Origin of the sequence: Streptomyces sp. NPDC101166 (assembly GCF_044768125.1) — a bacterium.
Taxonomy (GTDB): Bacteria; Actinomycetota; Actinomycetes; order Streptomycetales; family Streptomycetaceae; genus Streptomyces.
On the sequence record NZ_JBIWPF010000008.1, the window covers coordinates 24,680 to 51,288 of the forward strand.

The window sequence follows — 26,609 nt, forward strand, 5'->3', positions numbered from 1 at the left end:
TCCCTCACCGGGGGAGGAGCAGCGCCTCCGACCCCACCGGGACGTACCCGGCGGCCTGGAACGCCCGCATGCTGCGCGCGTTGCCCGGGGCGATCTGCGCCCACAGAGGCTCACCGGCGAGCTGCCGCGCCGCGGTGACCAGGGCCCGCCCGAGCCCGCGGTGCCGCGCGTCGGCGTCCACCTCCACCGACACCTCCAGCCGACCGCCCACCCCGCGCCCCATCGCCAGCATCCCGCCCGCCGCGGACCAGACGCGCACGTCGTCACGGCGTCGACGCGCGTAGCGCACGCGGGGATGCGCCGCGTCCTCGATCTCCTCGAGCGCGAGGGCCGGTTCACCCGGCAGCGGTCGGCCGACGAGCAGCGCGTCGACGGTGTCGCAGGCGCGGCCCGTGCGCTCCAGGAGGGCCGCCAGGAAGAGCGGGTTCATGGTCGCGGCCAGCGCGTCGCAGTCGAGGGCCACGAGCGTCTCGCGCACCCACCGGGGGTCCTCGTCCGTGAAGACGACGGAGTGCGCGGTGAAGCACAGCACGCCGGCGTCCCGGGCGGAGTGCTGCGGCACCACGGTCGTGCCGCCGTCGGCGGGCGGGAAGACGCCCTGCGCCGCCGCGTCGAGTATGTCCCGCAACGTCTCCACTGCCCCGCTCCTCGCGTCGCCGGTGGTCGCCGCACGGGGCGCGCACTCGGGCCGTTAACCTGACCTGCGTCAGTACGACAGCAAAGCTACGGAATAGGGGCGGACCCGGTGGTCGACATCGAAGAAGCACGCAAGCAGTTCCAGCGGATCGACACGGACGGTGACGGCTTCATCAGCGCGGCCGAGTTCAAGACCGCCCTCGCGCAGCAGGGCGACTGGAACGTCACCGAGTCGGTCGCCGAGGCCATCATCGCCAGCCGTGACCTCAACAGCGACAAGCTCCTGTCGTTCGACGAGTTCTGGGCATACCTGAGCAAGTGACGAACGGCCACGGGAGTGGGCGCGTTCAGTCGGCCGAGGCCCACTCCCGCAGCGCCGCCCGGTCGGCGAACCGGGCCACGTTCGTGTCCACGGGCTCGTCGGTGAACTGGTGGAAGCGCCACTGGGCCTCGATCCGGGGCTTGCCGGCCGTGCCGTAGTCGGCGATCCACAGGCCGTCCCCGGCGTACGACGTCGTGTCGACGTTCAGCCAGAAGTGCCGGTTGCAGTAGAGGATCACGCGGTTGTCCGGTCGCAGGGCCTTCACCTTGCGGATGAAACGGTCCTTCTCCGCGTTGCTCGCGTGGGTCCCGCCGCCGGTCGTCTCCCAGTCGACGGCGAGGATGTCGCCCGCCCGGTCGGGGGCCTTGGCGACGAAGTACTCCGCCTGCTCGGTGAGGTTCCCGGGCCACAGGAAGTGGTAGAACCCCACGACCAGCCCGGCCTCACGCGCGGTCTTGGTCTGGGCGGCGAGCTTGGGGTTGACGTACGTACGCCCCTCCGTCGCCTTGACGAAGACGAAGGAGAGGCCGTCCGTACTGTAGTCGGAGGACTGGAACGCGCTGACGTCGATGCCTCGGAGCATGGTGAACTCCTGAAGTGCTGGGGGAGGGGAGGGAGTTGTCTGATGCCCGCTCCCCCCGCACCGGAACCTCTCCCTCCGGCTATGTCACCCGATGGAGTTCAACACTCAAAGATGTTGACGTGGGGTCCGCCCTCAGCGCAGGGCGCGGGCGAGCGAGTCGAGTGCCGCCAGGGGATCGGGGCCCGCCGGGGCGAGGACGACGCTGGTCGCGCCTGCCGCGTGGCGGGCGTCGATCGCGGCGCGGGCCTGGGCGGGGGTGCCGGCGATGCTCAGCTCGCGGACCCACTCGGCGGGCATCGTCCGGGCGAACCGCCGGGCGTCGGGGCTGGCGGCGCGGTGTGCGCGCAGGTCCGCGGCGAAGGACAGGGGGTCGATGTGGGCGGTCCATTGCGGCTCGCCGACCGTCTCCAGAGAGGCGCGGACGCAGGCCAGGGCGGCTTCCTCGTCGTCGTCGACGGCGGCGGCGTCGTAGACGACGATCTCCGGAGCGGGCGCGGAGGCGTCGCGGCCCAGGTTGCGCAGGGAAGCGGTGATGTAGGCCGGTGCGGCGGGCTCGGCCAGGAGGAGACCGTCGGCGACCTCGCCCGCGACCGCCTGCGACTTCGGGCCGCGGACGCCCAGGACCACCGGGGGGACGATGTCCGGGATCTCGGTGAGGACCACGCCTTCGCAGCGGACGTACCGGCCGTTCGCGGGGCCGGGCTCACCGGCGATGAGCAGGCGCAGCGCTCTCGCGTACTCCTTGATCAGCGTCAGGGGGCTGGCGGGCCAGGACCCGGCCTGGCGCATCCAGCCGGGCATGCCGTGGCCGATCCCCGCGATGAGCCGGCCGGGGTGGAGCTGGGCGAGGGTGGCCAGTTCCATCGCGGCGAAGCACACGTTGCGGGCGCCGGCGGGCATGATCCCGATCCCGACGGTGAGGTTCGTGGTGGAGGCCAGGACGGTGGCCGCCTGGGCGACACCGCCGCGCCAGCCGAGGTCCTCCACCACCCACACCTGGTCGAATCCGAGCTCCTCGGCACGCCGGACATAGGGCAGCACCTCGCCGACGGGGAGATCGAGCGGCAGCATGACGCCGACGGGGCCTCGGGCGGGCAGTGCGCGGGACTCGGACATCGGGGCTCCTTCGGCTGAGGACTTCCCTGCCCGGCCCTGGTGACCGGGAGGAGAGGGCTTGTGCGGCACGGGTGTCAGGGCCCGTGCCGCACAAGCGGTCAGTGGCTGCCGGCTGCCGTCTCGCATCGGCGGGTGCGGTCGGCTCCGTCGGGGGCGGATCCCCCGGGGCCGGTCCCGTCGCGGTCGGATCCGTTCCGGTCGGATCCGGTGCGCAGGACCCCGGCGCCCGCAGCGGTGGTCACGCACAGCAGGGTCAACAGGACGAAGGCGTGGTCGAGGGCCACGACGTGGGTCAGCCAGCCGATGACGGCGGGGCCGGCGAGCATGCCGACGTAGCCGAGCCCGGCGACACGGGAGACGTTGGCACCGGCGGCCGACGGGTCGGCGTGCCCCGCCGCGCTGAACAACTGCGGGACACAGCCCGACAGGCCGAGGCCGAACAGCGCCCAGCCGGCGAACACGGTCCACATCCAGGGGCCGACGGTCACGAGTGTGATGCCGACGGCGGCCACGGCCGCGCCGTGGCGCAGGATCGCCAGGGAACCGAACCGGGTGACGCAGCGGTCGGCGAGCAGGCGGCCGACGGTCATGGCCGCGGCGAAGGTGCCGTACGCGAAGGCCGCGGTGCTCGCGGAGGCGCCCAGGGCGTCCCTCAGGTGCAGGGCGCTCCAGTCGTTGGCGGCGCCTTCGCACAGCATGACCATCAGCGCCAGGACGGCCAGCAGCCATACCCGGCCCGTCGTGGTGCGGCGCTCGTCGGCCGGTGACGTGCCGGCCTGCTCCGCGGAGCCGGTGCTCTCGGCGGCGGGAGCGGCGGGCAGCAGGGCGCGGGCCGCGGCCAGGGCGACCACGATGCCCACCGATCCCATGGCGGCCATGGCCGCGGCCGGGGGCAGTCCGGCGCTCGCCGTGCCCGCTCCGGCGAGCGCGGCGAGGACGCCGCCGACGGAGAACGTGGCGTGGAAGCCGGACATGACGGGCCGGCCGTACGCCTTCTCCACGTGCACGGCGTGGGCGTTCATGCTCACGTCCAGGCAGCCGTTGCAGAGCCCGAAGACCAGCAGCGCGGCGGCCAGCGTCCACGGATCGTGGGCGAGGCCGGGCAGGAACAGGGTCGCGCCGCAGAGCACGCCGCCGGCGGGTACCACCGTGCGGGTGCCGAGGCGGTCGGTCAGGGGACCCGCCACCTGCATCCCTGTGAAGGCTCCGAGCCCGAGCACCACCAGCAGGCCGCCGAGCGTGGCGTGGCTGACGCCGACGCGCTCCTCGATCGCGGGGATCTGCACCACCCAGGTGCCCAGCAAGGTGCCGTACAGGACGAAGTAGACATAGGTCGCCACGCGGGCGGCTCGCAGGGAACGTTCCATGTCGGCCAGCGTAACGAACATTCTTTGTGTTTGAAAACCGCGATAACGAACAGGTTTGTTGTTCATTTTCCCGTGGTGTTCAATCACGGCATGAGCAACGCAGACCGGCACGGGCTGATCGCGAAGGTCGTCAGGGACTCCGGGGGCGCCACGGTCCAGGAACTCGCGGAGCTGACCGGCGCCTCGGAGATGACCATCCGGCGCGACCTGGACACCCTGGCCGCCCAGGGAGTCCTCGAACGCGTCCGCGGAGGGGCGCGCACCCTGCTCCTGCGGGGCGAGGAGCCTCCCTTCGCGCTGCGCGCCCACGAGGCGGTCGAGACCAAACGCCGGATCGCCGCCGCCGTCTGCGCGCTCATCGCCGACGGCGAGAGCGTCCTGCTGGACAGCGGCACCACCTGCCTGGAGGTCGCCCGCCTGCTGCGCGAGCGGCCCGTCACCGTGATGCCCCTGTCCCTGCAGGCCATCCGCCTGTTCGCCGAGACACCCGGCCCCGCGACACTGGTCGTGCCCGGCGGACAGCCCCGCGCCGGTGAAGGAGCCCTCACCGGCCCCCTCACTCTCGCCTCCCTGGCCGCCCTGCGCTTCGACACCGCCGTCATCGGCTGCTGCGGGCTCACCGCGGCCGACGGTCTGACCGCCTACGACCTCGACGACGCCGCGGTGAAGAAGGCGGGCATGGCCTCCGCCCGCCGCGTCATCGCCGCCGCCGACGGCAGCAAGCTCGGCCACACCGCCTACGCCGTCGTCAGCCCCGCCGCCCGCCTGCACACCCTCGTCACCGACACCGGCGCGGCCGCCGACGAGGTCACGGCGCTGCAAGGCGGCGGCACCGTCGTCCGGACGGTGTGACGCGACGTCTTCGCGAGCCGTGCCGGTCACGACCGGATGAACGAGGCGGCCCTCTCGCCGATCATGATGGCGGGGGCGTTCGTGTTGCCGGTGACGAGGGTCGGCATGATCGACGTGTCCGCCACACGGACGTTCTCGAGCCCGTGCACACGGAGTTCGTGGTCGACGACCTTGCCCATCATGCAGGTGCCCGACGGGTGGTAGAAGGAGAACGACTGCGTGCGGATGAAGTCGTTGATGTCCTGGTCGCTGTCCGACAGCGGGGCCAGTCCGGCGCCGGCGGCCGCGCGCAGATCCGACTGCAGCAGGGACGTCAGCCGTTGCTCACGGGCGATGCGCATGCACAGGCGGACGCCCTCCCGCAGCCGCCGGCGGTCGTCCGGGTCGTCGAGATAGTTGTGGAAGATGCGCGGCTTGGCGTACGGGTGTGAGTGCCGCAGCCGCACCGAGCCGCGGCTCGCGGGTCGTGCCACGTACGGCCCGAACGACATGCCCGGCTCCAGCGGCGCGGCGAGACCCTCGTCGCGGACGATGCCCAGCGCGGCGTGCACCTGGATGTCCGGGGCGGGGACGTCGTCGCCGGAGCTGAAGAAGCCGCCGGTCTCGTTCCAGGCCATCGGACCGGTGCCCTGCCTCCGCAGGAGCTGCTCCTCCCGGGAGGTGTCCGGTCCCAGGAGCGGCTCGGTGTCGCTGAAGAAGCTGATGAAGCACCCGGTGTGGTCCTGCATGTTCCTGCCGACGTCAGGCAGGTCGTGCAGCGGCGCGATCCCTCCTGCGGAGAGTTCGTCGGCCGGTCCGACGCCGGACTGCAGCAGCAGGTGGGGAGAGTTGTAGGCCCCCAGGGACAGCACGATCTCCCGCTCGACCCGGATCGTCCGGACGGTCCCGAGGTGGTCGACCTCCAGACCGGTGGCCCGCGAGCCGTCGAAGCTCAGACGCAGAGCGGTCGTCGAGGGGAGCACGGTGAGGTTCGCACGGCCGGCGGCCGGCTCCAGGAACGCCACCGCGCTGCTGCACCGCAGTCCGCCTCGCTGCGTGACCTGGTGGTAGCCCACGCCCTCCTGCTCGGCCCCGTTGAAGTCCGAGTTGTACTTGTGGCCCGCGTCCTGAGCCGCCTCGACCCATGCCGTCAGCAGCGGATGGACGGATCGGGGGTCGCTGACGGTGAGGGGGCCGCCGACGCCGTGGAAGTCGTCGGCGCCGCGCTCGTTGTCCTCGGACTTCCTGAAGAACGGCAGTACGTCGTCGTATCCCCAGCCCGGATTGCCGAGCCGCTCCCAGGTGTCGTAGTCGTAGCGGTGACCGCGCACGTACAGCATCGTGTTCATCGAGCTGGTGCCGCCGACCACCCGGCCCCGCGGCAGGTAGGCGCGGCGCCCTGCGAGCCGCGGCTCGGGTTCCGTCTCGAAGTCCCAGTCGTACGCCGTCTTCAGCTGCTGTGAGAACAGTGCGGGTATCTCGAAGAGGCGGCCCCGGGCCGGCGGCCCCGCCTCGATCAGCGCGACCGTGACATCCGGGTCCTCGGACAGGCGGGCCGCGAGCGCACAACCGGCCGAGCCGGCCCCGACGACGATGTAGTCATACGATTCCGTGTCCATTTCGCCTCCATGGAAGTCCCCCACGCGCTGATCGGCGACGTGGTGCGTGACGACGCTAGAGACGCCGGGCCCGCCCAGCACATGCACGAGGTGAGCAACAGGGGCGGCAGTCATTACCCATCTCGTGCATGTGCCGCGTCCATGCCGCTGTTTAGGCTCTCCTGGAACTGCCAGGGCAAGGGGCACCACTTCCGGTCTTTCCGAGCCCGCACCCGAGCGTCTGAGGGGATTTCGACTCATGTCCGATCCGGTCCGCCAGGATTACACGCCCCCGGAGCTCCGGCCCGATTCCCTCGTCTCACCCGACGCCGCCGAAGAGATCAGCACGGACGTCCTGATCATCGGATCCGGCATGGGCGGGTCCTCGCTGGCCTGGGCGCTGAAGGACTCCGGTCTCGACGTGCTCGTCGTGGAACGGGGCCGTTTCCTGCCCCGTGAACCCGAGAACTCGCAACCGGCCGAGATGTACATCAAAGGCCGCTACAAAAACGCGGGCTATTGGTACGACGGCAGCACCGGAAAGCCGTTCGCGCCCGGTGTGTATTACTGGGTGGGCGGAAACACCCGTTTCTACGGCGCCATGCTGCCCCGTTTCCGGCGCAGTGACTTCACCGAGGTGGAACACCACGAGGGCGTCTCGCGAGCCTGGCCTTTCGGCTACGACGAGCTGGAGCCCTTCTACACCGTCATGGAGCAGTTGCTCCAGGTGCACGGGCAGACGGGCGAGGACCCCACCGAGCCGCCCCGCTCCAAGCCCTACCCCTACCCGGCGCTCCAGCACGAACCGGAGATCGAGCGGTTCTCCCGGTCGCTGCGCAGGCAGGGCCTGCACCCGTTCCACACGCCGAACGCCCTGAACATCAGCACGCAGGCCGACCGCGCCGCCGTCACGACCGCCGACGGCTGTCCGGACGAGACGGGCATGAAGTCCGACGCCGAGAACCGGCTGCTGCTCCCCGCGCTGCGCGACGGCGCGAAGATCCTCACGGGCGCGGAGGTCACCCGGCTGATCACCTCGCCCGACGGCCGCAAGGTCGTCGCCGCCGAGGCACGGCACGCGGGCCGGATCATCCGCATCAACGCCAAGAGCTTCGCCCTCGCCGGCGGCGCGGTCAACTCGGCCGCGCTGCTGCTGCGTTCGGCCGACGACTCGCACCCCCAGGGGCTCGCCAACTCCTCGGGGCTGCTCGGCCGCAACTACATGGTCCACAACAGCACGTTCTTCGTCGGGGTCGACCCCCTGCGGACCAACCCCACGAAGTGGCAGAAGACGCTCGGTCTGAACGACTTCTACGAAGCCGGACCGGGAACGCGCTGGCCGCTCGGCAACCTCCAGATGCTGGGCAAGCTCCAGGCCCCCATGCTCAAGCCCGCGCGTCCGTGGGCGCCGACCTGGGCCCTGAAGTTCATGGCGGCCAGAAGCCTCGACATCTATCTGACGACCGAGGACCTGCCGTCCCGGGACAACCGGGTGCGCGTGGACGGCGAGCGCATCCTCATCGACTGGACGCCGACCAACCTCGCGCCCCACCACGAACTCGTGCGCCGGGTGACCCGGGCGGTCCGCAAGGCCGGCTATCCGCTGATCTTCACCCAGCGCATGGGCATCGAGACCAACTCCCACATGTGCGGAACGGCCGTGGCAGGTCACGACCCGGCGCAGAGCGTGCTCGACCCCCTGTGCCGCAGCCATGACGTCGACAACCTCTGGGTGGCCGACTCGTCGTTCTTCCCGTCCTCCGCGGCGCTCAACCCGGCCCTGACGATCGGGGCGAACGCCCTGCGCATCGCCCCGTCCCTCGCCAGGGCGACGAAGGGCTGACGTCCTCGGCGGTCAGGCCCGCCGCAGCGTCGGCTTGCGCAGCAGGTCGTGTCCGCGCATGGCCAGTTGCAGCCGCTGCTGGTTGCTGACCTGGGTGAGGTCGAGGCCGAGGATCTCGGAGAGCCGGTCGAGGCGGTGGTAGAGGGTGCGCCGCTGGATGAAGAGTTCCTCGGCCGCCCTGGCCTTGTTGCCGCCGCAGTCGAGGAAGGTCCGCAGGGTGGGAAGCAACGGGTTCTTCACGAGCGCGTCGTGCTTGAGCAGTGGGCCCAGCTCGTCCTCGACATAGCGCCTGAGTTCCGGACCCTCCGAGAGCGCGACGAGCAGACGCAGGGCTCCCAGATCGTCGAAGTGGCGGACCTCCGGGAGCTCCGCCGCCGCCGCGACGCAGGCCGCGCTGCGGCTCTGGCGCAGCGCCAGCGGCAGGGCCGCCGGCTCCACGGTCCGGCTGACGCCGCCCCGTACGCCGTGATCGGTCAACAGCTTTCGCACAGCGGTCGCGTCCGTGCGTGCGGGCAGGCCCACGACCGCCACGTCGAACTCTCCGGTGTCGGCCACGACGGCCGGCCAGCCGGCCTCCTGCAGAAGACGGGCGAGGACACGGTCCCTGACGGGCTCGTCGTCCCCCGCCCACGCGGTGAGAACGATCAGCTCCCGTCCGCGCAGGTCCTGCCCGAGCGCCAGGCTGAGGCTCACGAACCGCTCTCCCGTGATGTCGCCCAGCATCAGCCGGTTCAGCAGCGCCGTCTGGCGCTGGGACGCGCGGGCGCCGCTCTCCCGCTCGCTGAGCAGCGAGATCGCCACGGCCGCCGCCGCCCGCTCCAGCGTCCGCAGCACGGCCGGGTGCGGCCGCACCTCGCCGTGCAGCAGATGGAGCCAGCCCCAGGACTCGCCGCGCAGGACCACGGGCTGGCGTGCGCAGGGCTCGACCTGGCTGAAGGACGCCGCCGAGGCCGCAGGAGCCTCGTTGCCCTGCGCCACCAGAGGGTGGTGGCGTTCGTGAATGGCCCGCGAGTGCGCGCTCCACTCGTTGACCACCCGGTCGGCCTCCGGGGTCGCGCCTCCGTAGGCGAGCATCTGATGGGTCACGTCCTCCAGCACCACGGCGTGCCCGGTGCGGCGGGCCAGCTCCCTGACCACGCCCACGTAGTCCTCGTCGGCCAGCAGCAGATCCATGAACGCCTGGCTGGTGGCCTCCTCGGCGATCAACTGCTTGACGCGGATGCCGACCAGCACCTCGTGGACCTGGGCCGACGTCTCGACGAAGGGGATCTCGTCGGCCAGTCCCACCAGGGGCAGGCCGGCGGCCTCGGCCTCCTCGACCGCGGCCTGCGGCATCGAGTCGAACATGCGCCCGGCCAGCTCGACGACGAGCACGGCCGCGCGGGCGTCCGCGACACGCCGGACGAAGGCGCGCTGCTGCAGAGCGGTGCTGCCCATGCCGAGCCCGGCCGTCAGGAGCATCTCCTGGCCGGTGAGGAAGCGGTGGATGTCCGGGATCTCCCCGGTGTGCACCCAGCGCACCGGGCGGTCCAGGTTCCTCTCTCCGGCGTACACGCGCACTTGGGTGCGCTTGAACACCTCGAGTTCGAGTGCGGCGCGAACAGTCAGGGGTTCAGCCATGAACCACTACCTCGGTGTGTGCTGGTTCCACGGCCAATATTGCACACACTGCGCCTGTCGCCACACCCGCGCGTTTCCTCAGACTTCAGGTCAACCCCACCGGCACGACCACGTGCGAGGAGTGCAGAGTGTCGTCAGAACGCCACTACATCAAGGGTCCCGCCGCCGCGAAACCGGCCCGGGCCAGCCGTCCGGAAATCGTCGAGACCGTCGCGGACGTGATCGCCGACGTACGGGCCGGCGGTGACGCCGCCGTGCGCCGCTGGTCGCAGAAGTTCGACCACTGGGGCCCGCCGTCCTTCCGGCTCAGCCCCGACGAGGTCGCCTCCGTGGTCTCCTCCGTCCCCGAGACGGTCCTCGACGACCTGCGGTTCGTCCAGGAGCAGGTCCGCGGCTTCGCCCGGGCGCAGCGGGACTCCCTCACCGACTTCGAGGTGGAGACTCTGCCCGGGGTGTTCCTGGGACAGCGCAACATCCCGATCGGCGCGGCCGGCGCTTACGTCCCCGGCGGCCGCTATCCGCTCACCGCGTCGGCGCACATGACCGTCCTGACGGCCAAGGTCGCCGGTGTCCAGCGGGTCGCCGCGACGACGCCGCCGGACCGCGGGGCTCCGCCGCCCGTGAGCATCGCCGCGATGCATCTGGCCGGCGCCGACGAGATCTACGTGATGGGCGGTGTCCAGGCCGTGGCCGCCCTGGCGCTGGGCACCGAGACGATCGACGCGGTCGACATGCTCGCCGGCCCCGGCAACGCCTATGTGGCGGAGGCCAAGCGCCAGCTCTTCGGCGAGGTCGGCATCGACCTGTTCGCCGGACCGACGGAAGTGCTGATCGTCGCGGACGACACCGCGGACCCGTTCGTGGTGGCGACGGACCTGCTGTCCCAGGCCGAGCACGGACCCGACTCCCCGACGGTCCTCATCACGACGTCCGAGGAGGTGGGCGCGCGGACCATCGCCTGGGTGGACAAGCTGCTGCCGGATCTGCCCACCGGGGACGTCGCCGGGCCCGCCTGGCGCGACCACGGCGAGGTGGCCGTGGTCCCCACCCTGGACGCCGCCTACGCGCTCGCCGACGAGTACGCCGGCGAACACGTCCAGATCCTCACCGCCGAGCCCCGCGAGGCCCTGCACCGGATGCGTAACTACGGCGCCCTGTTCCTCGGCGACAAGACGTGCGTCGCGTACGGCGACAAGGTCATCGGCACCAACCATGTGCTGCCCACCCTGGGAGCGGCCCGCTACACCGGCGGACTCTGGGTCGGCAAGTACCTCAAGACCGTGACCTACCAGGAGATCAGGGACGCCGGGTCCAGCGCCCGGCTCGGCGAGATCTGCGGCAGGGCCTCACGCATCGAGAACTTCGAGGGACACGCGCGCTCGGGAGACGTCCGCGCCGCGCGCTACGGATCGGCCCGGCTGGACTGGTCCGACCACGCCTTCGAGCAGAGCTGAACCGCGATGACGGATCGCGACTTACGCCCGCCCGCAGGCGCAGCGCGGCGACCGTTCGACAAGGAGCATGTCCCCCTCGACCCACGGAGATCGTCATGTCAGCTACGGAGAACGAGGCGCACGCGGCGCCCAGATCCACCCGCGTCAGTTCCACGGGCGGGACCGGGAGTCCCGTCTCCTCGGCCGCCGACGCCGAACTGCTCGCCGTACTCGGCTATGAGCAGAAGTTCGACCGCAAGGTCAGCCTGTGGGGCAACTTCGCCCTGGGCTTCGTGTACCTCTCGCCCCTCGTGGGCGTCGTGTCCCTCTTCGCGGTCGGTCTGGCGACGGCCGGCGGACCGTCGATCTTCTGGATCGGCATCGTCGGGGCCGGACAGTTCCTGGTCGCGCTGGTCTTCGGCGAGGTCGTCTCGCAGTTCCCGCTCGCGGGCGGGCTCTACCAATGGGTCCGAAGGCTGTGGAACGGGCGCTACGCCTGGTTCAACGCGTGGATCTACATCTGCACCATCACCATCGGCATCACCAGCACCGCACTCTTCAGCTCGGACTTCCTGGCCAGCCTCTTCGCCGGAACCGCCGACGCGCCCGGCATCAGCTCCACCCCCGCCCAGCGCCTGTGGATCGCGATCGGCATGACCGTCGTCTGCCTCATCTGCAACTGCTTCGGCACCAGGACACTGGCTCTGATCTCGAAGATCGGACTCGCCGCGGAACTGATCGGCATCGTCCTCGTCGGCCTGTACCTGCTGATCTTCGAACGGCACAACTCGGTCGCGATCTTCTTCGAGACCAGCAGCTCCAACCACGACGACTACATCATGGCCTTCATCGCCGCCTCCCTCGTCGGCCTCTTCCTCTTCTACGGCTTCGAGGCGTGCGGCGAGATCGCGGAGGAAGTCCCCAACCCCTCCCGCAGCATCCCGCGGGCCATGCAGCTGACCGTGGCCGTCGGCGGAGTGGCCGCGCTGCTCGCGTTCGTCGGTTACGCGCTCGCGGCTCCGGACCTCGGCTCGATCCTCTCGGGCGAGGACACCAACCCGATCCCCTCGATCCTGCAGAACTCGCTCGGCATCGTGGGCACGAAGGCGGTGCTCACCGTCATCATCACGTCCTTCATCGCGGGTGTGATGAGCCAGCAGGCCGCCGCGAGCCGGATCGTGTTCTCCTTCGCCCGCGACGACATGTTCCCGGGATCCCGCGTCTTCTCGAAGATCTCCAAGCGGCACCGCGTCCCCATGAACGCGCTGCTGGCCGTGAACGTCGTCCCGCTGCTGATCTTCGTGTTCGTCTACTACTCGCCGGACTCCCTCACCAAGATCGTGTCCTTCCAGGTGCTGGCCGGATACGCGGCGTTCATGATGGTCGTGCTGGCCGCGCTGCGGATGCGTCTGAAGGGCTGGCGCCCCGCCGGGGCCTGGACCCTCGGCCGCTGGGGCTTCGTGGTCAACGTGGCCGCCCTGATCTACGGCGTGCTCGGAATGGTCCTTCTCGCCCTGCCCACCGGCGGCGCGGGAACCCCGCTCCTTGACCAGTGGATCGCACTCGTCGGCTTCCTCGTCGTCGCGGCCGTGGGCCTGGTGTACCTGCTGGTCATGAAGCCGGAGCGCAAGTCCACCGCCCCGGAGGGCGACGCGATGGAGGTCGCCGCGCGTCTGCGCGAGCGCGCCGCGGCCATGGCCCGAACGACCGGAGGGAGCGACACATGACCCGCGTGCTGTACCTGTACGGAGGCTGGCCGGGGCACAAGCCCTACCAGGTGGCCGAGGAATGGGCCCTCCCGATCTTCAAGAACCTCGGATTCGACGTCGACGAGACCAACGACATCTTCTCCCTCGACGCCGACCTCACCGGCTACGACCTCATCGCACTCAACTGGAACAACGCTCTGCTGTCCGAGGGCCTGACCGCCGCCCAGGAGTCGAACCTGCTGGGCGCGGTGGAGAACGGCACCGGGATCGCCGCCTGGCACGGCGCCGCCGCCGCGTTCCGCACAAGCCTGAAGTACCACTGGCTCATCGGCGGCAGCTTCCTCGAACACCCCGCCGGCGAAGGCGTGAAGTATCCCTACGAGGTCACCGTCACGGACGCCGGCCACCCGATCACCGCCGGAGTGAAGGACTTCCGGGTCGCGTCGGAGCAGTACTACATGTCCGTCGACCCCAACAACCACGTCCTGGCCGAGAGCACCTTCACCGGCGAACACCTGCCCTGGCTGGAAGGGAAGACGATCCCTCAGGCATGGACCCGGACCTGGGGACAGGGCCGCGTCTTCTACAGCGCGGTCGGACACGACCTCGACGACCTCCAGAACCCGGACGTCACCCGCCTGTGCACACAGGGTTTCGCCTGGGCCGCCCGCCAGAACGCCTGACCCCACCATCCGAACCGAGCTTGATCGGGAGCACACCATGCCTGTCCTCACCGGAGGCCAGATCGTCGCGCGGACCCTGCGCAACCACGGGGTCGACGTCGTCGCCGGCATCCCCGGCCACGGCATCTGGTCACTGACCGACGCCTTCCTCGACGACGAGTCCAGGATCCCCTTCATCCAGACCTTCCACGAGCAGAGCGCCGTCCACCTCGCCGACGGCTACTACCGTGTCACCGGCCGCCCGCAGGCCGCGGTGACCTCCATCGGCGCCGGCGCGAGCAACACCGTCATCGGTATGGGCACCGCGTTCACGGACTCCACCAGCGTCCTGGTCATCACCGGCGGCCCGCCCACCCACATGCGCGGCCACGGACTGCTCCAGGAACTGGACCGCTACACGGCCAACGACTTCCCCAAGGTGGCCGAGGCCGTCAGCAAACGGCACTGGGTCGTCACCCGTGTCGAGGAGCTCCCCTTCGTCCTGCACCGCTGTTTCAACTCCATGCTGACCGGCCGCCCGGGCCCGGTGCACCTCGAGATCCCCATGGACGTGCAGGCCGAGGCGGCGAACGTGGAGCTCCACGACTTGGAGCGGCGCATCCCCGTCGGCCGCCAGCACCCCGACCCCGAGGCCGTGGACCGCGCCGTCGACGTGTTGCGCGCGGCCACCCGGCCGGTCATCGTGGTCGGCGGCGGGGCGATCACGTCCGAGGCGTCCGACGAGGTCCTCGCTCTCGCCGAACGCTGGCAGATCCCTGTCGTCACCACGTGGAACGGCAAGAGCGCCTTCCCCGAGGACCACGAGCTGTTCGCCGGCAGCGTCGGCCAGACCGGCACGATGACCGGCAACGCGATCGCGAGCTCCGCCGACGTCGTCATCTCCGTCGGCTGTCGCTTCACCGACTGGTCCGCCTCCAGCTACGCCAAGGGCGTCAGCTTCTCCATCCCGCCCGCCAAGCTCATCCACATCGACATCGACCCGCACGAGATCGGCAAGAACTACCCCGCCGAAGTGGGCATCGTCGCCGACGCGCAGCGCGCCGTGGCGGCCATCGTCGACTCCCTCCCCGCCAAGGGCGTCGACCGCTCCGAGTACCTCGCCGAACTCGCCCGGCTCAAGCAGGACTGGGAGGAGAAGCTTGCCGGCCGCCGCGACAGCGACCGCTTCCCGTTCACCTCACAGCGCCCGCTCGGCGCCCTGCGCTCGGTGCTCCCGCGCGACGCGATCATCGTCGCCGGCTCGGGCAACACGCAGGGCGCGGTCAAGCAGACGTTCCCCGTCTACTCACCGCGCACCCACCTCACCTCGGGCGGCTTCTCCTCCATGGGCTGGGCCGTCCCGGCCGCCATCGGCGCCAAGCTCGCCCGGCCCGACAGTCCCGTGGTCTGCGTCCTCGGCGACGGCGACTTCCTCATGAGCGCCCAGGAGATCGCCATGAGCGTCACCGCCGACGCACCGGTGATCTTCGTCATCCAGAACAACGCGGGCTACATGTCGATCCGCGGCGGCCAGCGCAAGCAGACCTCGCGGCACATCGGCGTCGAGTTCTCCCACCCGGACGGCTCGCCGTACAGCCCCGACTTCGCGGCCATGGGCCGGGCCTTCGGACTCGAGTCGTGGAAGGTCTCCGACGCCGAGTCCCTGGAGCCGACCCTGCGCAAGGCCGTCCAGTCGGGAGCCCCCGCCCTGGTCGAGGTCCCCACGGACCGCGACGCCGCGGGCCCCTGGGTGCCCGGCTGGTGGGACTTCCCGGTGCCGGCGTACATCACGGACGAGCGCCAGGACGAGTACCACCGCACCCGCGCCACCGAACAGCACCTCTGAGAGGGCCCCGCGCCCGGTGACGACGACCGCCCGTGCAGCCGAGACCGGCCGCACGGGCGGAGTCCGTCCCCGCGGGGCCTCAGCACTCGATGATGTTCACCGCCAGCCCGCCCCGGGCCGTCTCCTTGTACTTGACGGACATGTCCGCGCCGGTGTCCTTCATCGTCTTGATGACCTTGTCCAGGGACACCTTGTGCGAGCCGTCGCCGCGCAGCGCCATGCGGGCGGCGGTGACCGCCTTCACCGCGGCCATGCCGTTGCGCTCGATGCAGGGGATCTGGACCAGGCCACCCACGGGGTCGCAGGTCAGGCCCAGGTTGTGCTCCATGCCGATCTCGGCCGCGTTCTCCACCTGCTCGGGCGAGCCGCCCATGACCTCCGCCAGCGCGCCCGCCGCCATCGAGCAGGCCGAGCCGACCTCGCCCTGGCAGCCGACCTCCGCGCCGGAGATGGAGGCGTTCTCCTTGAAGAGCATGCCGATCGCGCCCGCCGCGAGGAGGAAGCGGACCACGCCGTCCTCGTCCGCGCCGGGGACGAAGTTCATGTAGTAGTGCAGGACGGCGGGGATGATGCCGGCCGCGCCGTTGGTGGGGGCGGTGACCACGCGGCCGCCGGCCGCGTTCTCCTCGTTGACCGCCATCGCGTAGAGCGTGATCCACTCCATGGAGTGGGCCAACGAGTCACCCTCCGCCCGGAGTTGACGGGCCGTCATGGCGGCGCGACGACGCACGCGCAGGCCGCCGGGCAGGATGCCCTCGCGGGACATGCCGCGCGCCACGCAGGCCTGCATCACCCGCCAGATCTCCAGCAGCCCCTCGCGGATCTCCTCCTCGGTCCGCCAGGCCCGCTCGTTCTCCAGCATCAGCGAGGAGATCGACAGACCCGTCTCCCGCGCCAGCCGCAGCAACTCGTCGCCCGTGCGGAAGGGGTACTTCAGGACCGTGTCGTCGAGCACGATGCGGTCGGCGCCGACCGCGTCCTCGTCGACCACGAAACCGCCGCCGACCGAGTAGTACGTCTTGGTCAGGAGCTCCTTGCCCTGCTCGTCGTAGGCCCACAGCGTCATGCCGTTGGCGTGGTACGGGAGCGTCTCGCGGCGGTGCAGGACCATGTCGTCGTCGTAGGCGAACGGGATCTCGTGCTCGCCCAGAAGCCGGATGCGGCCGGCCGACCTGATCGCCTCCACGCGCTCGTCCGCCGTCTCCACGTCCACCGTGCGCGGCGAGTCGCCCTCCAGGCCGAGCAGCACGGCCTTGGGGGTGCCGTGGCCGTGGCCGGTGGCGCCCAGGGAGCCGTACAGCTCGCTGCGGACGGAGGCGACCGAGGACAGCAGGCCCTCGTTGCGCAGCCGGCGCGCGAACATGCTCGCCGCCCGCATCGGGCCGACCGTGTGGGAGCTGGACGGGCCGATGCCGATCGAGAACAGGTCGAAGACCGAGATGGCCACGGGAACTCCTCCATACAGGGTGGTGCAGAAGTCTTCCGCCGGCGCCCCGCCCACCCGTTCACGAGTGCGCGGGGCGTCCGCCGGAAAACGGCTAACTACGGAACTACTTCCCCAGACCGGGGTACAGCGGGTGCTTCTCGGCCAGGGCGACGACTCGCGCGCGCAGCGCCTCGGCGTCGTAGGCGGGCTTCAGCGTCTGCGCGATCACGTCCGCGACCTCGGCGAAGTCCTCGGCGGTGAAGCCGCGGGTGGCCAGGGCCGGCGTGCCGATCCGCAGCCCCGAGGTGACCATCGGAGGCCGCGGATCGTTCGGGACGGCGTTGCGGTTGACCGTGATGCCGACCTCGTGGAGACGGTCCTCGGCCTGCTGGCCGTCCAGCTCGGACTCCCGCAGGTCCACCAGGATCAGGTGCACGTCCGTGCCGCCCGACAGGACGTTGACCCCGGCCGCGCGGGCGTCCTCGGCCGTCAGACGCTCGGCGAGGATACGGGCGCCGTCCACCGTACGCCGCTGGCGCTCCTTGAACTCCTCGCTCGCCGCCACCTTGAAGGAGACCGCCTTCGCCGCGATCACGTGCTCCAGCGGACCGCCCTGGAAGCCCGGGAAGACGGACGAGTTCAGCTTCTTGGCGAACTCCTTCCTGGCGAGGATGATCCCGCCGCGGGGGCCGCCCAGCGTCTTGTGGGTGGTGGAGGTGACGACGTCCGCGTGCTCGACCGGGTTCGGGTGCAGCCCCGCGGCCACCAGGCCCGCGAAGTGCGCCATGTCCACCCACAGGTAGGCCTCGACCTCGTCGGCGATCCGGCGGAACTCCGCGAAGTCCAGCTGCCGCGGGTACGCCGACCAGCCCGCGATGATCACCTTCGGGCGGTGCTCCTTGGCCAGCCGCTCCACCTCGGCCATGTCGACCAGCCCGGCGGCGTCCACGTGGTAGGCGACCACGTCGAACTGCTTGCCGGAGAAGTTCAGCCGCATCCCGTGGGTGAGGTGGCCGCCGTGCGCCAGGTCCAGGCCCAGAATGGTGTCGCCGGGCTGGGCCAGCGCGAACAGGGCGGCCTGGTTGGCGGAGGCGCCCGAGTGCGGCTGGACGTTGGCGTACTCGGCGCCGAACAGGTCCTTGATCCGGTCGATCGCGATCTGCTCGGCCACGTCGACGTGCTCACAGCCGCCGTAGTAGCGGCGCCCCGGGTAGCCCTCGGCGTACTTGTTGGTCAGGACCGAGCCCTGCGCCTCCATGACCGCGAGCGGAGCGAAGTTCTCCGAGGCGATCATCTCCAGCGTGGACTGCTGGCGGCGCAGCTCGGCGTCGACCGCCGCGGCGACCTCCGGGTCGAGCTCGTGCAGGGGCGTGTTCAGGACAGACATGCGTCTACGACTCCTCAGCCGGCGGTGTAGGCGGTGTACTCGTCGGCGGAGAGCAGCTCCTCCTGCTCGCCCGTGACCCGTACCTTGAAGAGCCACCCGCCCTCGAAGGGGGCGGAGTTCACCAGCGACGGGTCGTCGACGACGTCCTGGTTGACGGCGACGATCTCCCCGTCCACCGGCGAGTACAGCTCGCTGACCGACTTGGTCGACTCCAGCTCGCCGCAGGTCTCGCCCGCGGTGACCGTCTCGCCGGCCTCGGGGAGCTGGACGAAGACCACGTCGCCGAGCGCGTTGGCCGCGTGCTCCGTGATGCCGACCGTCGAGACGCCGTCCTCGGCGCCCGACAGCCACTCGTGCTCCTTGCTGTAACGCAGCTGCTGCGGGTTGCTCATGGCCTGAATTCTCCTGTACGCGGGGGAGTGCTGATGGCTGGGTGACTGGGGAAACCGCTGGTGGGCGGCTAAATGTGCGCGGGGTCACGCCGGTGGACGCGACCTCGCGCGACGCGCCGGGCGACTACTTGCGGCGCTTGTAGAACGGCAGGGCCACGACCTCGTACGGTTCGTGGCTGCCCCGGATGTCCACGCCCACGCCCTCGGCGCCCGGCGCTGCGTGCGCGGCGTCGACGTACGCCATCGCGATCGGCTTGCCCAGGGTGGGGGAGGGGGCGCCGGAGGTGACCTCGCCGACCACCTCGCCGCCCGCGACCACGGCGTACCCGGCGCGCGGGACGCGGCGGCCCTCGGCGACCAGGCCGACCAGGACGCGCGGGGCGTTCGCCTCGGCCCGCCCGGCGGCCCGCAGCAGCGCCTCGCGCCCGACGAAGTCGCCCTCCTTGCCGAACTTCACCACCCGGCCGAGCCCGGCGTCGAAGGGGGTCAGCGACAGCGACAGCTCGTGCCCGTACAGCGGCATGCCCGCCTCCAGGCGCAGGGTGTCCCGGCAGGACAGCCCGCACGGGATCAGGCCGACGCCCTCGCCCGCCTTGGTCAGCGCCTGCCACAGCTCGACCGCGTGCTCCGGCTTCACGAACAGCTCGAAGCCGTCCTCGCCGGTGTAGCCGGTGCGCGCGATCAGCGCGGGAACGCCGGCGACCGTGCCGGGCAGGCCGGCGTAGTACTTCAGGCCGTCGAGGTCGGCGTCGGTGAGGGAGGCGAGGATGCCGGGGGACTCCGGGCCCTGGACGGCGAGCAGCGCGTAGGCGTCCCGGTCGTCGCGGACCTCGGCGTCGAAGCCGGCGGACCGCTCCACCAGGGCGTCCAGCACCGGCTGGGCGTTGGAGGCGTTGGCGACGACCATGTACTCGGTCTCGGCCAGCCGGTACACGATGAGGTCGTCGAGGATGCCGCCGTCCGCCACGCAGATCATGGTGTAGCGGGCGCGGCCCACGCCGACGGAGGCGATGTCGCCGACCAGCGCGAAGTTCAGCAGAGCGGCCGCGGCCGGGCCGGTCACCGTGATCTCGCCCATGTGCGAGAGGTCGAAGAGCCCGGCCCGGGTGCGCACGGCGTTGTGCTCGTCGCGCTCGGAGCCGTAGCGCAGGGGCATGTCCCAGCCGGCGAAGTCGGTCATGGTCGCGCCCAGCGAGCGGTGCAGGGCGTCGAGGGCGGTATGGCGAAGCGGGGTGCTGCTCATCGGGCGTTCGTCTCCCAAGGCAAGACTGGCGAGGTCGTTCCTCCCCATCTGTCATCGGAACCTGAGAGGTTCGCCATGAAGGCCATCCGTACGACGGGGTGACCATGGCTTGCACCTTGGGTGGAGCCGCCCCCTGTCGAGGGGCCGGCCCGCTTTTCAGATGTGCCTCGCCCGCGCGGTACGGGGCCTGAGAGATTCAAGGGAGGGACTTGCTCCTTCGGCGTCCCGGGCGGGCGCTCTGGGCGAGCGCCGCCGGGGAACTCTCCCGCGCGGATTCAAACGGCCGGTATGCAGTTGGCGCGGCCATCATTGCACGGCTCGCCCCGGTCAGGGCAGGCCGCATCTGTAACCGGCTTGTGGCGGTACGTGCACGAAATCGGAAGGCGCCGCGCATTACCTTCTCTTTACGCTCGATGGGGAGAAGACTTGTCGGACCCCAGGGGAGGACGACCACGGTGAACAGGACCACGGCGTACGTGACCACCTCGGCCTACGCGACCACCTCGGCGATCGCCGTGCCGGCGCAGCCCGCGGCGACCGCCGGAGCAGCCTGCGGCTCCCGGACCGCTCCCGTCGTCCGCGACCTGCGCGCCCGCGCCGGCCACAGCCCGCACGGCCTGCTGTTCGGGCCCCGCGACCTGGTCGTGGTCACCGGCCTGCCCGGCAGCGGGAAGTCCACCCTGATGCGGCGCGCGGTCAAGGGCCACCGCGTCGACTCGCAGGACACCCGGGACCGCTGGGACGCGCGGACGCCGCGCGCGCTGCCGTACGCGCTCTACCGTCCCCTCGTCCGCCTCGCCCACTACGTGGGGCTGCGGCGCGCGCTGCGCGAGGGCAAGGGGGTGGTCGTGCACGACTGCGGTACGCAGGCGTGGGTGCGCGACTGGCTGGCCCGTGAGGCCCGCCGCCGCGGGGGCACGCTGCACCTGCTGCTGCTCGACGTCACCGTGGACACCGCGCTCGAAGGGCAGCGGGCACGGGGGCGCGGGGTGTCCCGCTACGCCTTCCTGCGCCACCGGCGGGCCGCGTCCCGTCTGCTGCGCGCGGTGGAGAAGGGCCGGCTGCCCGGAGGCTGCGGCTCGGCCGTACTCCTGGACCGCGACGCGGCGGACACGCTGCGCCGCATCGACTTCACCGGCTGAGCCCGCCGGAGGGGCGCGGGCGGGGGCGGGGTGGCGGCACCCGTTAGCCTTTTCTGGCACCAGTGGTTCTCGGCAGGCGGCGGTAGGCAGATGGAATTCCCCCCGGCGGACTTCCCGGCGGACTTCTCCGCGGGTTTCCCGGCACAGGCGCACCCCCCTTCGCATGGCGGATGGCCCGGCAACGAACTGGAGGAGGCGCTGTCCGCCTCCCTCGGCGTGCCCGGCGCCGGCGCGCGGATCGTGGAGGTGCTCAGCCGCAGCTTCGTGTGGATCCCGCTGCCCAGCGGAGGCGGTCCGCACAGCGGCCCCCTGGACCTGCCCACGCTGGAGCTCGACGGTCAGGCCTACGTGCCCGTCTTCAGCTCCGAGGAACAGTTCCGCCAGGTCGCCGGCTCGCACATGTCGTACACGATCGCCCCGGCTGTGGAGTTCGCGCGCGGGCTGCCGCCGCAGGTGGGCATCGCGGTCAACCCGGAGGGCGTGGTCGGCGTCCCGCTGCCGCCCGGCGCCGTCGCCGAGCTGTGCCGCGCCGGCCGCACCCCGCTGGACGGCCCCGCCGCCGGTGGCCGGGTCCGGCTGTTCGAGCCCGACTGGCAGGACGACCCGATCGACTTCCTGTCCGCCGCGTCGGCCGAGTTCGAGGCGATCGGCGTCGTCGTCACGGCCCGCCGCTGCCTCGCGGCCATCGAGACGGCCGACCCGGTGATGTTCGTCGGCGTCGAACTCTCCCCATGGGAAGGCGACCTGAGGGCCCTCCCCCTGGAAGCCCTCGGCCGAGCCCTGACCGCCACCCCGACCCACTGGCCGGTCAACCTGGTCCTCCTGGACGTCACGGACGACCCGGTGGCCAGATGGCTGAAGGAGAACGTCCGCCCGTTCTACACCCGCTGACCCGCACCGGGGAACCGGGCGACGACCCGCCACTCCTCGCACCTGCAGGGGCGGGGGACCCCGGGGCTCCTGACTCCCAGGGCGACCGGCCCAACTCCAGGGGCGCGGGGAACTGCGCGCCCAGCCCCCCCACACCTCGCACCTGCAGGGGCGGGGGACCCCGGGTCCCTGGCCCCCAGGGCGACCGGCCCAACTCCAGGGGCGCGGGGAACTGCGCGCCCAGCCCCCCCACAGCCCGCACCCGCCGACGGCGAGCCCCCGCCCCGCCGACGGCGAGCCCCCCGCCGACGGCAGGCACCCGCCCCGCAAGGTGCGCCCGGCCGAACAACCGACACCCGATGGGCACCCGTTGTCGGCGAAGCCACCTAAGCTAGTCTCCACGAATCGAGGCCAACCAATCGAAGGGGCGGTACAGGTGAGCGCCAGCGGCATCGCGACCGGGCAGGTCGAGCACATGCTGCGCCAGGTGACGCCCGGGCGCTACGACGCCTACGAGGCGCTCCTGCGCGCCCTCGCCACCCCGACCACCGGCCAGGTGTGGATGCTGCTGTGGCAGGGCCAGGCAGGCTCCCCGGACGCCCAGTACGGCACGATGGACGTCGACGGCCACGGCTACGCCCCCTGCGTCACCTCCGCCCAGGAACTCTCGGCCAGCGGCTGGAACAGATCGTACGAAGTGGTCGACGGCCTCGACGTGGCCCGCACGCTGTACCCGGACCACCACGGCCTCTGGCTGAACCCGCACGCCCCCGGCGGCGGCGTCGGCATCCCCTGGCTCGACCTGCGCCGCATCGCGACCGGCCTGGACCGCCAGCCGGCCGGCCCGCTGCGGCTGTCCGAACCGGGCGTGGAGGTCCCGCAGTTCTACGCCCTCCTCGCGCAGAACGCCCACCGCACACCGGCGTTGCGCGCACTGCGCCGTGCCTGGGTCCAGCCGGCCCTGGGCGCGCCGTACCTCGTCATCGGGCTGGACGTGTACGACACGTCCCCGCCGGCCGTGGACGCGGTGCGGGCGATGATGCAGCAGTCGATCGGCGCGGTCCCGGAGGGGCTGCCGGTGTCGACGGTCGCCATGACCGACGACCACGACCCGGTGGTGATGTGGATGCGCGTCCACGCCCGCCCGTTCTACGACCGCGAGGCCCACGCCCCGGCCCCCGCCGCCCCCTCGCAGGCGCCCGTGGCGGGCTACGGCTATCCGCCCGCCGGCCGTTTCTGACCTTGCCCGCCCGCCCCTCACCCAGCGTGTTCCCGCCGGGGAGGGCACCGATCGTCTTCGCGCGTAGATAGCGGCAGTTGGGGCGCATCAATGCGCATATGTCCGCATTCGCCCCCGTCCGGCAGTCATTACCCACCGTCCGGATAACGGAATCCATCTGACCGCATCACGTTTACGCATCCTTTTCCTGCCAAGTCTGGCAACAGATCGCCAAAGCGTTGAAGACTCCCGCTCCAGGGGTGCTTCGCCCCTGCACACGAACGGACTGATCACGCCGCTACAGCGGCAAGTGCGGGCCGGCTACCGCCGGTTGAGAGGGGTCCCTGCCAGATGACGGCACCATTGCACGAGCCGACCGCGGAAGCGGCCCCGAGCCCGGTCGAGGAAGCGGCGGCCGCCGCTTCCGGCACGAAGGCCGTACAGGGTCGTTCCCTCGGCCGGATCGCCTGGGAGCGCCTGAAGCGGGACAAGCTCGCCCTCACGGGCGGCATCGTCGTGCTCTTCCTCGTGGTGATCGCGCTGCTCGCCCCGGTCATCACCGGCGCGCTCGGGCAGGACCCGAACGAGTATCACGAGAACCTCATCGACCCGCTGTTCGGCACCCCCACGGGCTCGCTCGGCGGCGTGAGCGGTGAGCACCTGCTCGGCGTGGAGCCCGTCAACGGCCGCGACATCTTCGCCCGCATCCTCTACGGCGCCCGCATCTCCCTGCTGGTCGGCTTCCTGTCGGCCGTCGTGGCCGTGATCCTCGGAACGGTCCTGGGCATCCTCGCCGGCTTCTTCGGCGGCTGGGTCGACTCCCTGGTCAGCCGTGTGATGGACGGTCTGCTCGCCTTCCCCCAGCTGCTGTTCATCATCGCGCTGGTCTCCGTCATGCCGAGCAACCTGCTGGGCCTGACCGGCTCCAATGTGCGCGTCTTCGTGATGATCCTCGTCATCGGGTTCTTCGGCTGGCCCTACATCGGGCGAGTGGTGCGCGGCCAGACGCTGTCCATGCGTGAGCGCGAGTACGTCGAGGCCGCCCGCTCGCTGGGCGCCGGACGGCTGTACATCCTCTTCAAGGAGCTGCTGCCCAACCTCGTGGCCCCGATCATCGTCTACACCACGATGATGATCCCCACGAACATCCTCACCGAGGCCGCGCTCAGCTTCCTCGGCGTGGGCGTCAAGCCGCCCACCGCCTCCTGGGGTCAGATGCTCTCCAGCGCGATCGACTACTACGAGTCCGACCCCATGTACATGGTGGTCCCGGGTGTGGCGATCTTCATCACCGTGCTCGCCTTCAACCTCTTCGGCGACGGCGTCAGGGACGCGCTCGACCCGAAGGCATCCCGCTGAACCGCCGCACCACTGACTGTCCCGTGGTCTCACACGGGGGCTCTCATCTATCCGGAGGATCCGAGATCGTGACTACCGAACGCACCTCAGGGCGGCGGAAGCAGGCGTTTGCCGCTGCCGCCGCGGTCGCCGCGCTGCTGACCACGGCGGCGTGCGGAGGCGGAGACAACGACGGCGGCGGCTCGAAGAACGGCGCCGCCGGCTTCGACGCCGCGAACAACAAGGTCGCCCAGGCCTCGCTCGCCAAGAAGGGCGGCACCCTGAAGTTCGGCGCCGCCCAGGACGCCGACTCGTGGGACACCACGCGCGGTTACTACGGCATGATGTGGAACTTCGCCCGGTACTACAGCCGTCAGCTCGTCACGAACAAGACCGAGCCGGGCAAGGCGGGCGCCGAGCTCACCCCGGACCTCGCCACGGGTCTCGCCAAGGTGACGGACGACGGCAAGACCTACACGTACACCCTGCGTGACGGCGTGACGTGGGAGGACGGCAAGCCGATCACCTCCAAGGACATCAAGTACGGCATCGAGCGCGTGTGGGCGCAGGACGTGCTGTCCGGCGGCCCGACGTACCTGAAGGACGTGCTGGACCCCACCGGCGCCTACAAGGGTCCGTACAAGGACACCTCGGCCGACAAGCTCGGTCTGAAGGCCATCGAGACCCCGGACGACAAGACCATCGTCTTCAAGCTGCCGAAGGCCAACTCGGACTTCGAGGAGATGCTCGGCCTGATCTCCGCGTCCCCGGTCCGCCAGGACAAGGACACCAAGGCCCAGTACCAGCTGAAGCCGTTCTCCTCCGGCCCCTACAAGTTCCAGTCGTACCAGCCCGGCAAGTCGCTGAACCTGGTCCGCAACGACCAGTGGAAGCAGGCCTCGGACCCGATCCGCAAGGCCTACCCGGACAAGATCACCGTCCAGTTCTTCTCCGACGCCAACCAGCTGGACCAGCGTCTGCTCAACGGTGACCTGGACCTGGACCTCAACCAGACCGGCATGTCGCCGCAGGGCCGCACCACCGCCCTGAAGCAGCACAAGGCCAACCTGGACAACCCGGTCTCCGGCTACGTCCGTTACGCGGTCTTCCCGCAGAGCGTCGCGCCGTTCGACAACATCGAGTGCCGCAAGGCCGTCATCTACGGCGCCGACCACGTCTCGCTCCAGACCGCGCGCGGCGGCCCCGTCGCGGGTGGCGACATCGGCACCAACATGCTGCCGCCGTCGGTCCCGGGCGCCGAGGGCCAGAAGTACGACCCGTACGAGATCGCCGGCGCCAACAAGAGCGGCAACGAGGCCAAGGCCAAGGAGGCCCTGAAGGCCTGCGGCAAGCCCGGCGGCTTCACGACCACCATCGCGGTCCGCAACAACAAGCCGGTCGAGGTGGCCACCGCCCAGTCGCTCCAGGCGTCGCTGAAGAAGGTCGGCATCAACGCCGAGATCGACCAGTACGACGGCTCGCAGACTTCCGGCATCATCGGCAGCCCCGAGAACGTGAAGAAGAAGAAGTACGGCATCATCATCATGGGCTGGGGCCCGGACTTCCCGTCCGTGCAGGGCTTCGGTCTGCCGCTGTGGAACAGCAAGTTCATCCAGCAGAGCGGTAACAACAACTACGCGCTCATCAAGGACAAGGCCATCGACGGTCTGTTCGACCAGTACGTGAACACGCTGGACGACGCCGGCAAGGAGAAGATCTCCACGGAGATCAACCACAAGGTGATGGAGGGCGCGTACTACCTGCCCTTCGTCTTCGAGAAGTTCATCAACTGGCGCTCGGACAACCTGGCGAACGTCTACACGACCGACGGCTACAGCGGTCAGTACGACTTCGTCAACCTCGGCCTGAAGAACCCGCAGAAGTAAACCCGGCGCACCCGCCACACGGCACGAAAGGCAGGTGAAGGCCGGCGCAGCGTGACCGCGGGCCATCGGAAGTCCCCCACCGCCCACAAGGCATGGGAGGTACCCCCACCGGTGGCCCGCCGTCCGCGGCGGGCCGAGAG

General features: G+C 70.7%; 22 protein-coding genes and 1 riboswitch. Of the genes, 12 read left to right on the forward strand and 10 right to left on the reverse strand.

What is annotated here, in order from left to right; translation table 11 throughout:
- Nucleotides 1-4 precede the first annotated feature (4 nt).
- Nucleotides 5-637 (reverse strand): GNAT family N-acetyltransferase, encoded by a 633-nt coding sequence (locus ACIRS4_RS16085; protein ID WP_404195555.1) that lies wholly within the window; start codon nt 635-637, stop codon nt 5-7.
- A gap of 108 nt (nt 638-745) precedes the next feature.
- Here ACIRS4_RS16085 and ACIRS4_RS16090 point away from each other — a divergent pair, with 108 nt between their 5' ends.
- Entirely contained in the window at nt 746-958 is a 213-nt protein-coding gene (locus ACIRS4_RS16090) for an EF-hand domain-containing protein (protein WP_404195559.1), read from the forward strand.
- 25 nt (nt 959-983) lie between these two features.
- On the opposite strand, the gene ACIRS4_RS16095 is transcribed toward ACIRS4_RS16090, so the two are convergent.
- The 3 genes from ACIRS4_RS16095 to ACIRS4_RS16105 form a co-directional block, all read right to left on the reverse strand.
- Nucleotides 984-1,541: a glycoside hydrolase family 25 protein gene (locus tag ACIRS4_RS16095; RefSeq protein WP_404195562.1), complete on the reverse strand. Its 558-nt coding sequence runs from the start codon at nt 1,539-1,541 to the stop codon at nt 984-986.
- A gap of 132 nt (nt 1,542-1,673) precedes the next feature.
- Nucleotides 1,674-2,657, reverse strand: coding sequence for an LLM class flavin-dependent oxidoreductase (locus tag ACIRS4_RS16100; RefSeq protein WP_404195564.1), 984 nt, complete (start codon nt 2,655-2,657; stop codon nt 1,674-1,676).
- Between the two features lie 98 nt (nt 2,658-2,755).
- Complete coding sequence (locus ACIRS4_RS16105; RefSeq protein WP_404195566.1) at nt 2,756-4,024, reverse strand: MFS transporter; 1,269 nt, start codon at nt 4,022-4,024, stop codon at nt 2,756-2,758.
- Between the two features lie 90 nt (nt 4,025-4,114).
- On the opposite strand from ACIRS4_RS16105, the gene ACIRS4_RS16110 reads away from it, so the two are divergent.
- The gene (locus tag ACIRS4_RS16110; RefSeq protein WP_404195569.1) at nt 4,115-4,876 is read left to right on the forward strand and encodes a DeoR/GlpR family DNA-binding transcription regulator; all 762 of its coding nucleotides are present in this window, start codon (nt 4,115-4,117) and stop codon (nt 4,874-4,876) included.
- Between the two features lie 26 nt (nt 4,877-4,902).
- Here the strand turns inward: ACIRS4_RS16110 and ACIRS4_RS16115 are convergent, their stop codons facing one another.
- On the reverse strand, nt 4,903-6,474 hold the full coding sequence (locus ACIRS4_RS16115) for a GMC family oxidoreductase (RefSeq protein WP_404195572.1): 1,572 nt from the start codon (nt 6,472-6,474) through the stop codon (nt 4,903-4,905).
- 238 nt (nt 6,475-6,712) lie between these two features.
- On the opposite strand from ACIRS4_RS16115, the gene ACIRS4_RS16120 reads away from it, so the two are divergent.
- Nucleotides 6,713-8,296, forward strand: a complete 1,584-nt coding sequence (locus ACIRS4_RS16120; protein WP_404195574.1) for a GMC oxidoreductase — start codon at nt 6,713-6,715, stop codon at nt 8,294-8,296.
- A gap of 12 nt (nt 8,297-8,308) precedes the next feature.
- Here the strand turns inward: ACIRS4_RS16120 and ACIRS4_RS16125 are convergent, their stop codons facing one another.
- On the reverse strand, nt 8,309-9,916 hold the full coding sequence (locus ACIRS4_RS16125; RefSeq protein ID WP_404195576.1) for a PucR family transcriptional regulator: 1,608 nt from the start codon (nt 9,914-9,916) through the stop codon (nt 8,309-8,311).
- A gap of 128 nt (nt 9,917-10,044) precedes the next feature.
- On the opposite strand from ACIRS4_RS16125, the gene hisD reads away from it, so the two are divergent.
- The 4 genes from hisD (at nt 10,045) to ACIRS4_RS16145 (ending at nt 15,566) form a co-directional block, all read left to right on the forward strand.
- Entirely contained in the window at nt 10,045-11,370 is a 1,326-nt protein-coding gene (gene hisD / locus ACIRS4_RS16130; RefSeq protein ID WP_404195579.1) for a histidinol dehydrogenase, read from the forward strand.
- 95 nt (nt 11,371-11,465) lie between these two features.
- Nucleotides 11,466-13,076, forward strand: a complete 1,611-nt coding sequence (locus tag ACIRS4_RS16135) for an APC family permease (RefSeq protein WP_404195582.1) — start codon at nt 11,466-11,468, stop codon at nt 13,074-13,076.
- Nucleotides 13,073-13,741, forward strand: a complete 669-nt coding sequence (locus ACIRS4_RS16140; RefSeq protein WP_404195584.1) for a ThuA domain-containing protein — start codon at nt 13,073-13,075, stop codon at nt 13,739-13,741. Before ACIRS4_RS16135 ends, ACIRS4_RS16140 begins: the two co-directional genes overlap by 4 nt.
- 37 nt (nt 13,742-13,778) lie before the next feature.
- Nucleotides 13,779-15,566, forward strand: a complete 1,788-nt coding sequence (locus ACIRS4_RS16145) for a thiamine pyrophosphate-binding protein (protein ID WP_404195587.1) — start codon at nt 13,779-13,781, stop codon at nt 15,564-15,566.
- 79 nt (nt 15,567-15,645) lie between these two features.
- Here the strand turns inward: ACIRS4_RS16145 and ACIRS4_RS16150 are convergent, their stop codons facing one another.
- The 4 genes from ACIRS4_RS16150 to gcvT all read right to left on the reverse strand — a co-directional run bounded on the left by ACIRS4_RS16150 (nt 15,646) and on the right by gcvT (nt 20,014).
- Entirely contained in the window at nt 15,646-17,013 is a 1,368-nt protein-coding gene (locus ACIRS4_RS16150) for an L-serine ammonia-lyase (RefSeq protein WP_404195589.1), read from the reverse strand.
- Between the two features lie 103 nt (nt 17,014-17,116).
- Nucleotides 17,117-18,379 (reverse strand): serine hydroxymethyltransferase, encoded by a 1,263-nt coding sequence (gene glyA / locus ACIRS4_RS16155; RefSeq protein WP_404195592.1) that lies wholly within the window; start codon nt 18,377-18,379, stop codon nt 17,117-17,119.
- A 14-nt stretch (nt 18,380-18,393) separates the two neighbouring features.
- Nucleotides 18,394-18,771 carry a glycine cleavage system protein GcvH gene (gene gcvH / locus ACIRS4_RS16160; RefSeq protein ID WP_130443324.1) on the reverse strand — a complete coding sequence of 126 codons (378 nt, stop codon included), beginning with the start codon at nt 18,769-18,771 and terminating at the stop codon, nt 18,394-18,396.
- 124 nt (nt 18,772-18,895) lie between these two features.
- On the reverse strand, nt 18,896-20,014 hold the full coding sequence (gene gcvT, locus ACIRS4_RS16165) for a glycine cleavage system aminomethyltransferase GcvT (protein ID WP_404195594.1): 1,119 nt from the start codon (nt 20,012-20,014) through the stop codon (nt 18,896-18,898).
- A gap of 166 nt (nt 20,015-20,180) precedes the next feature.
- Nucleotides 20,181-20,292, reverse strand: a riboswitch (glycine riboswitch).
- 177 nt (nt 20,293-20,469) lie between these two features.
- Between gcvT and ACIRS4_RS16170 the strand changes: the two genes are divergently transcribed.
- From ACIRS4_RS16170 to ACIRS4_RS16190, 5 genes are all read left to right on the forward strand, one after another.
- Entirely contained in the window at nt 20,470-21,156 is a 687-nt protein-coding gene (locus tag ACIRS4_RS16170) for an AAA family ATPase (protein ID WP_404195596.1), read from the forward strand.
- A gap of 90 nt (nt 21,157-21,246) precedes the next feature.
- Nucleotides 21,247-22,047, forward strand: a complete 801-nt coding sequence (locus ACIRS4_RS16175) for an enhanced serine sensitivity protein SseB (protein ID WP_404195599.1) — start codon at nt 21,247-21,249, stop codon at nt 22,045-22,047.
- A gap of 415 nt (nt 22,048-22,462) precedes the next feature.
- Nucleotides 22,463-23,266, forward strand: coding sequence for an enhanced serine sensitivity protein SseB C-terminal domain-containing protein (locus tag ACIRS4_RS16180; protein ID WP_404195602.1), 804 nt, complete (start codon nt 22,463-22,465; stop codon nt 23,264-23,266).
- 330 nt (nt 23,267-23,596) lie between these two features.
- Complete coding sequence (locus ACIRS4_RS16185) at nt 23,597-24,604, forward strand: ABC transporter permease (protein WP_404195605.1); 1,008 nt, start codon at nt 23,597-23,599, stop codon at nt 24,602-24,604.
- Nucleotides 24,605-24,672: 68 nt separating this feature from the next.
- Entirely contained in the window at nt 24,673-26,469 is a 1,797-nt protein-coding gene (locus tag ACIRS4_RS16190) for an ABC transporter substrate-binding protein (RefSeq protein ID WP_404195608.1), read from the forward strand.
- The last annotated feature ends 140 nt before the right edge of the window (nt 26,470-26,609 follow it).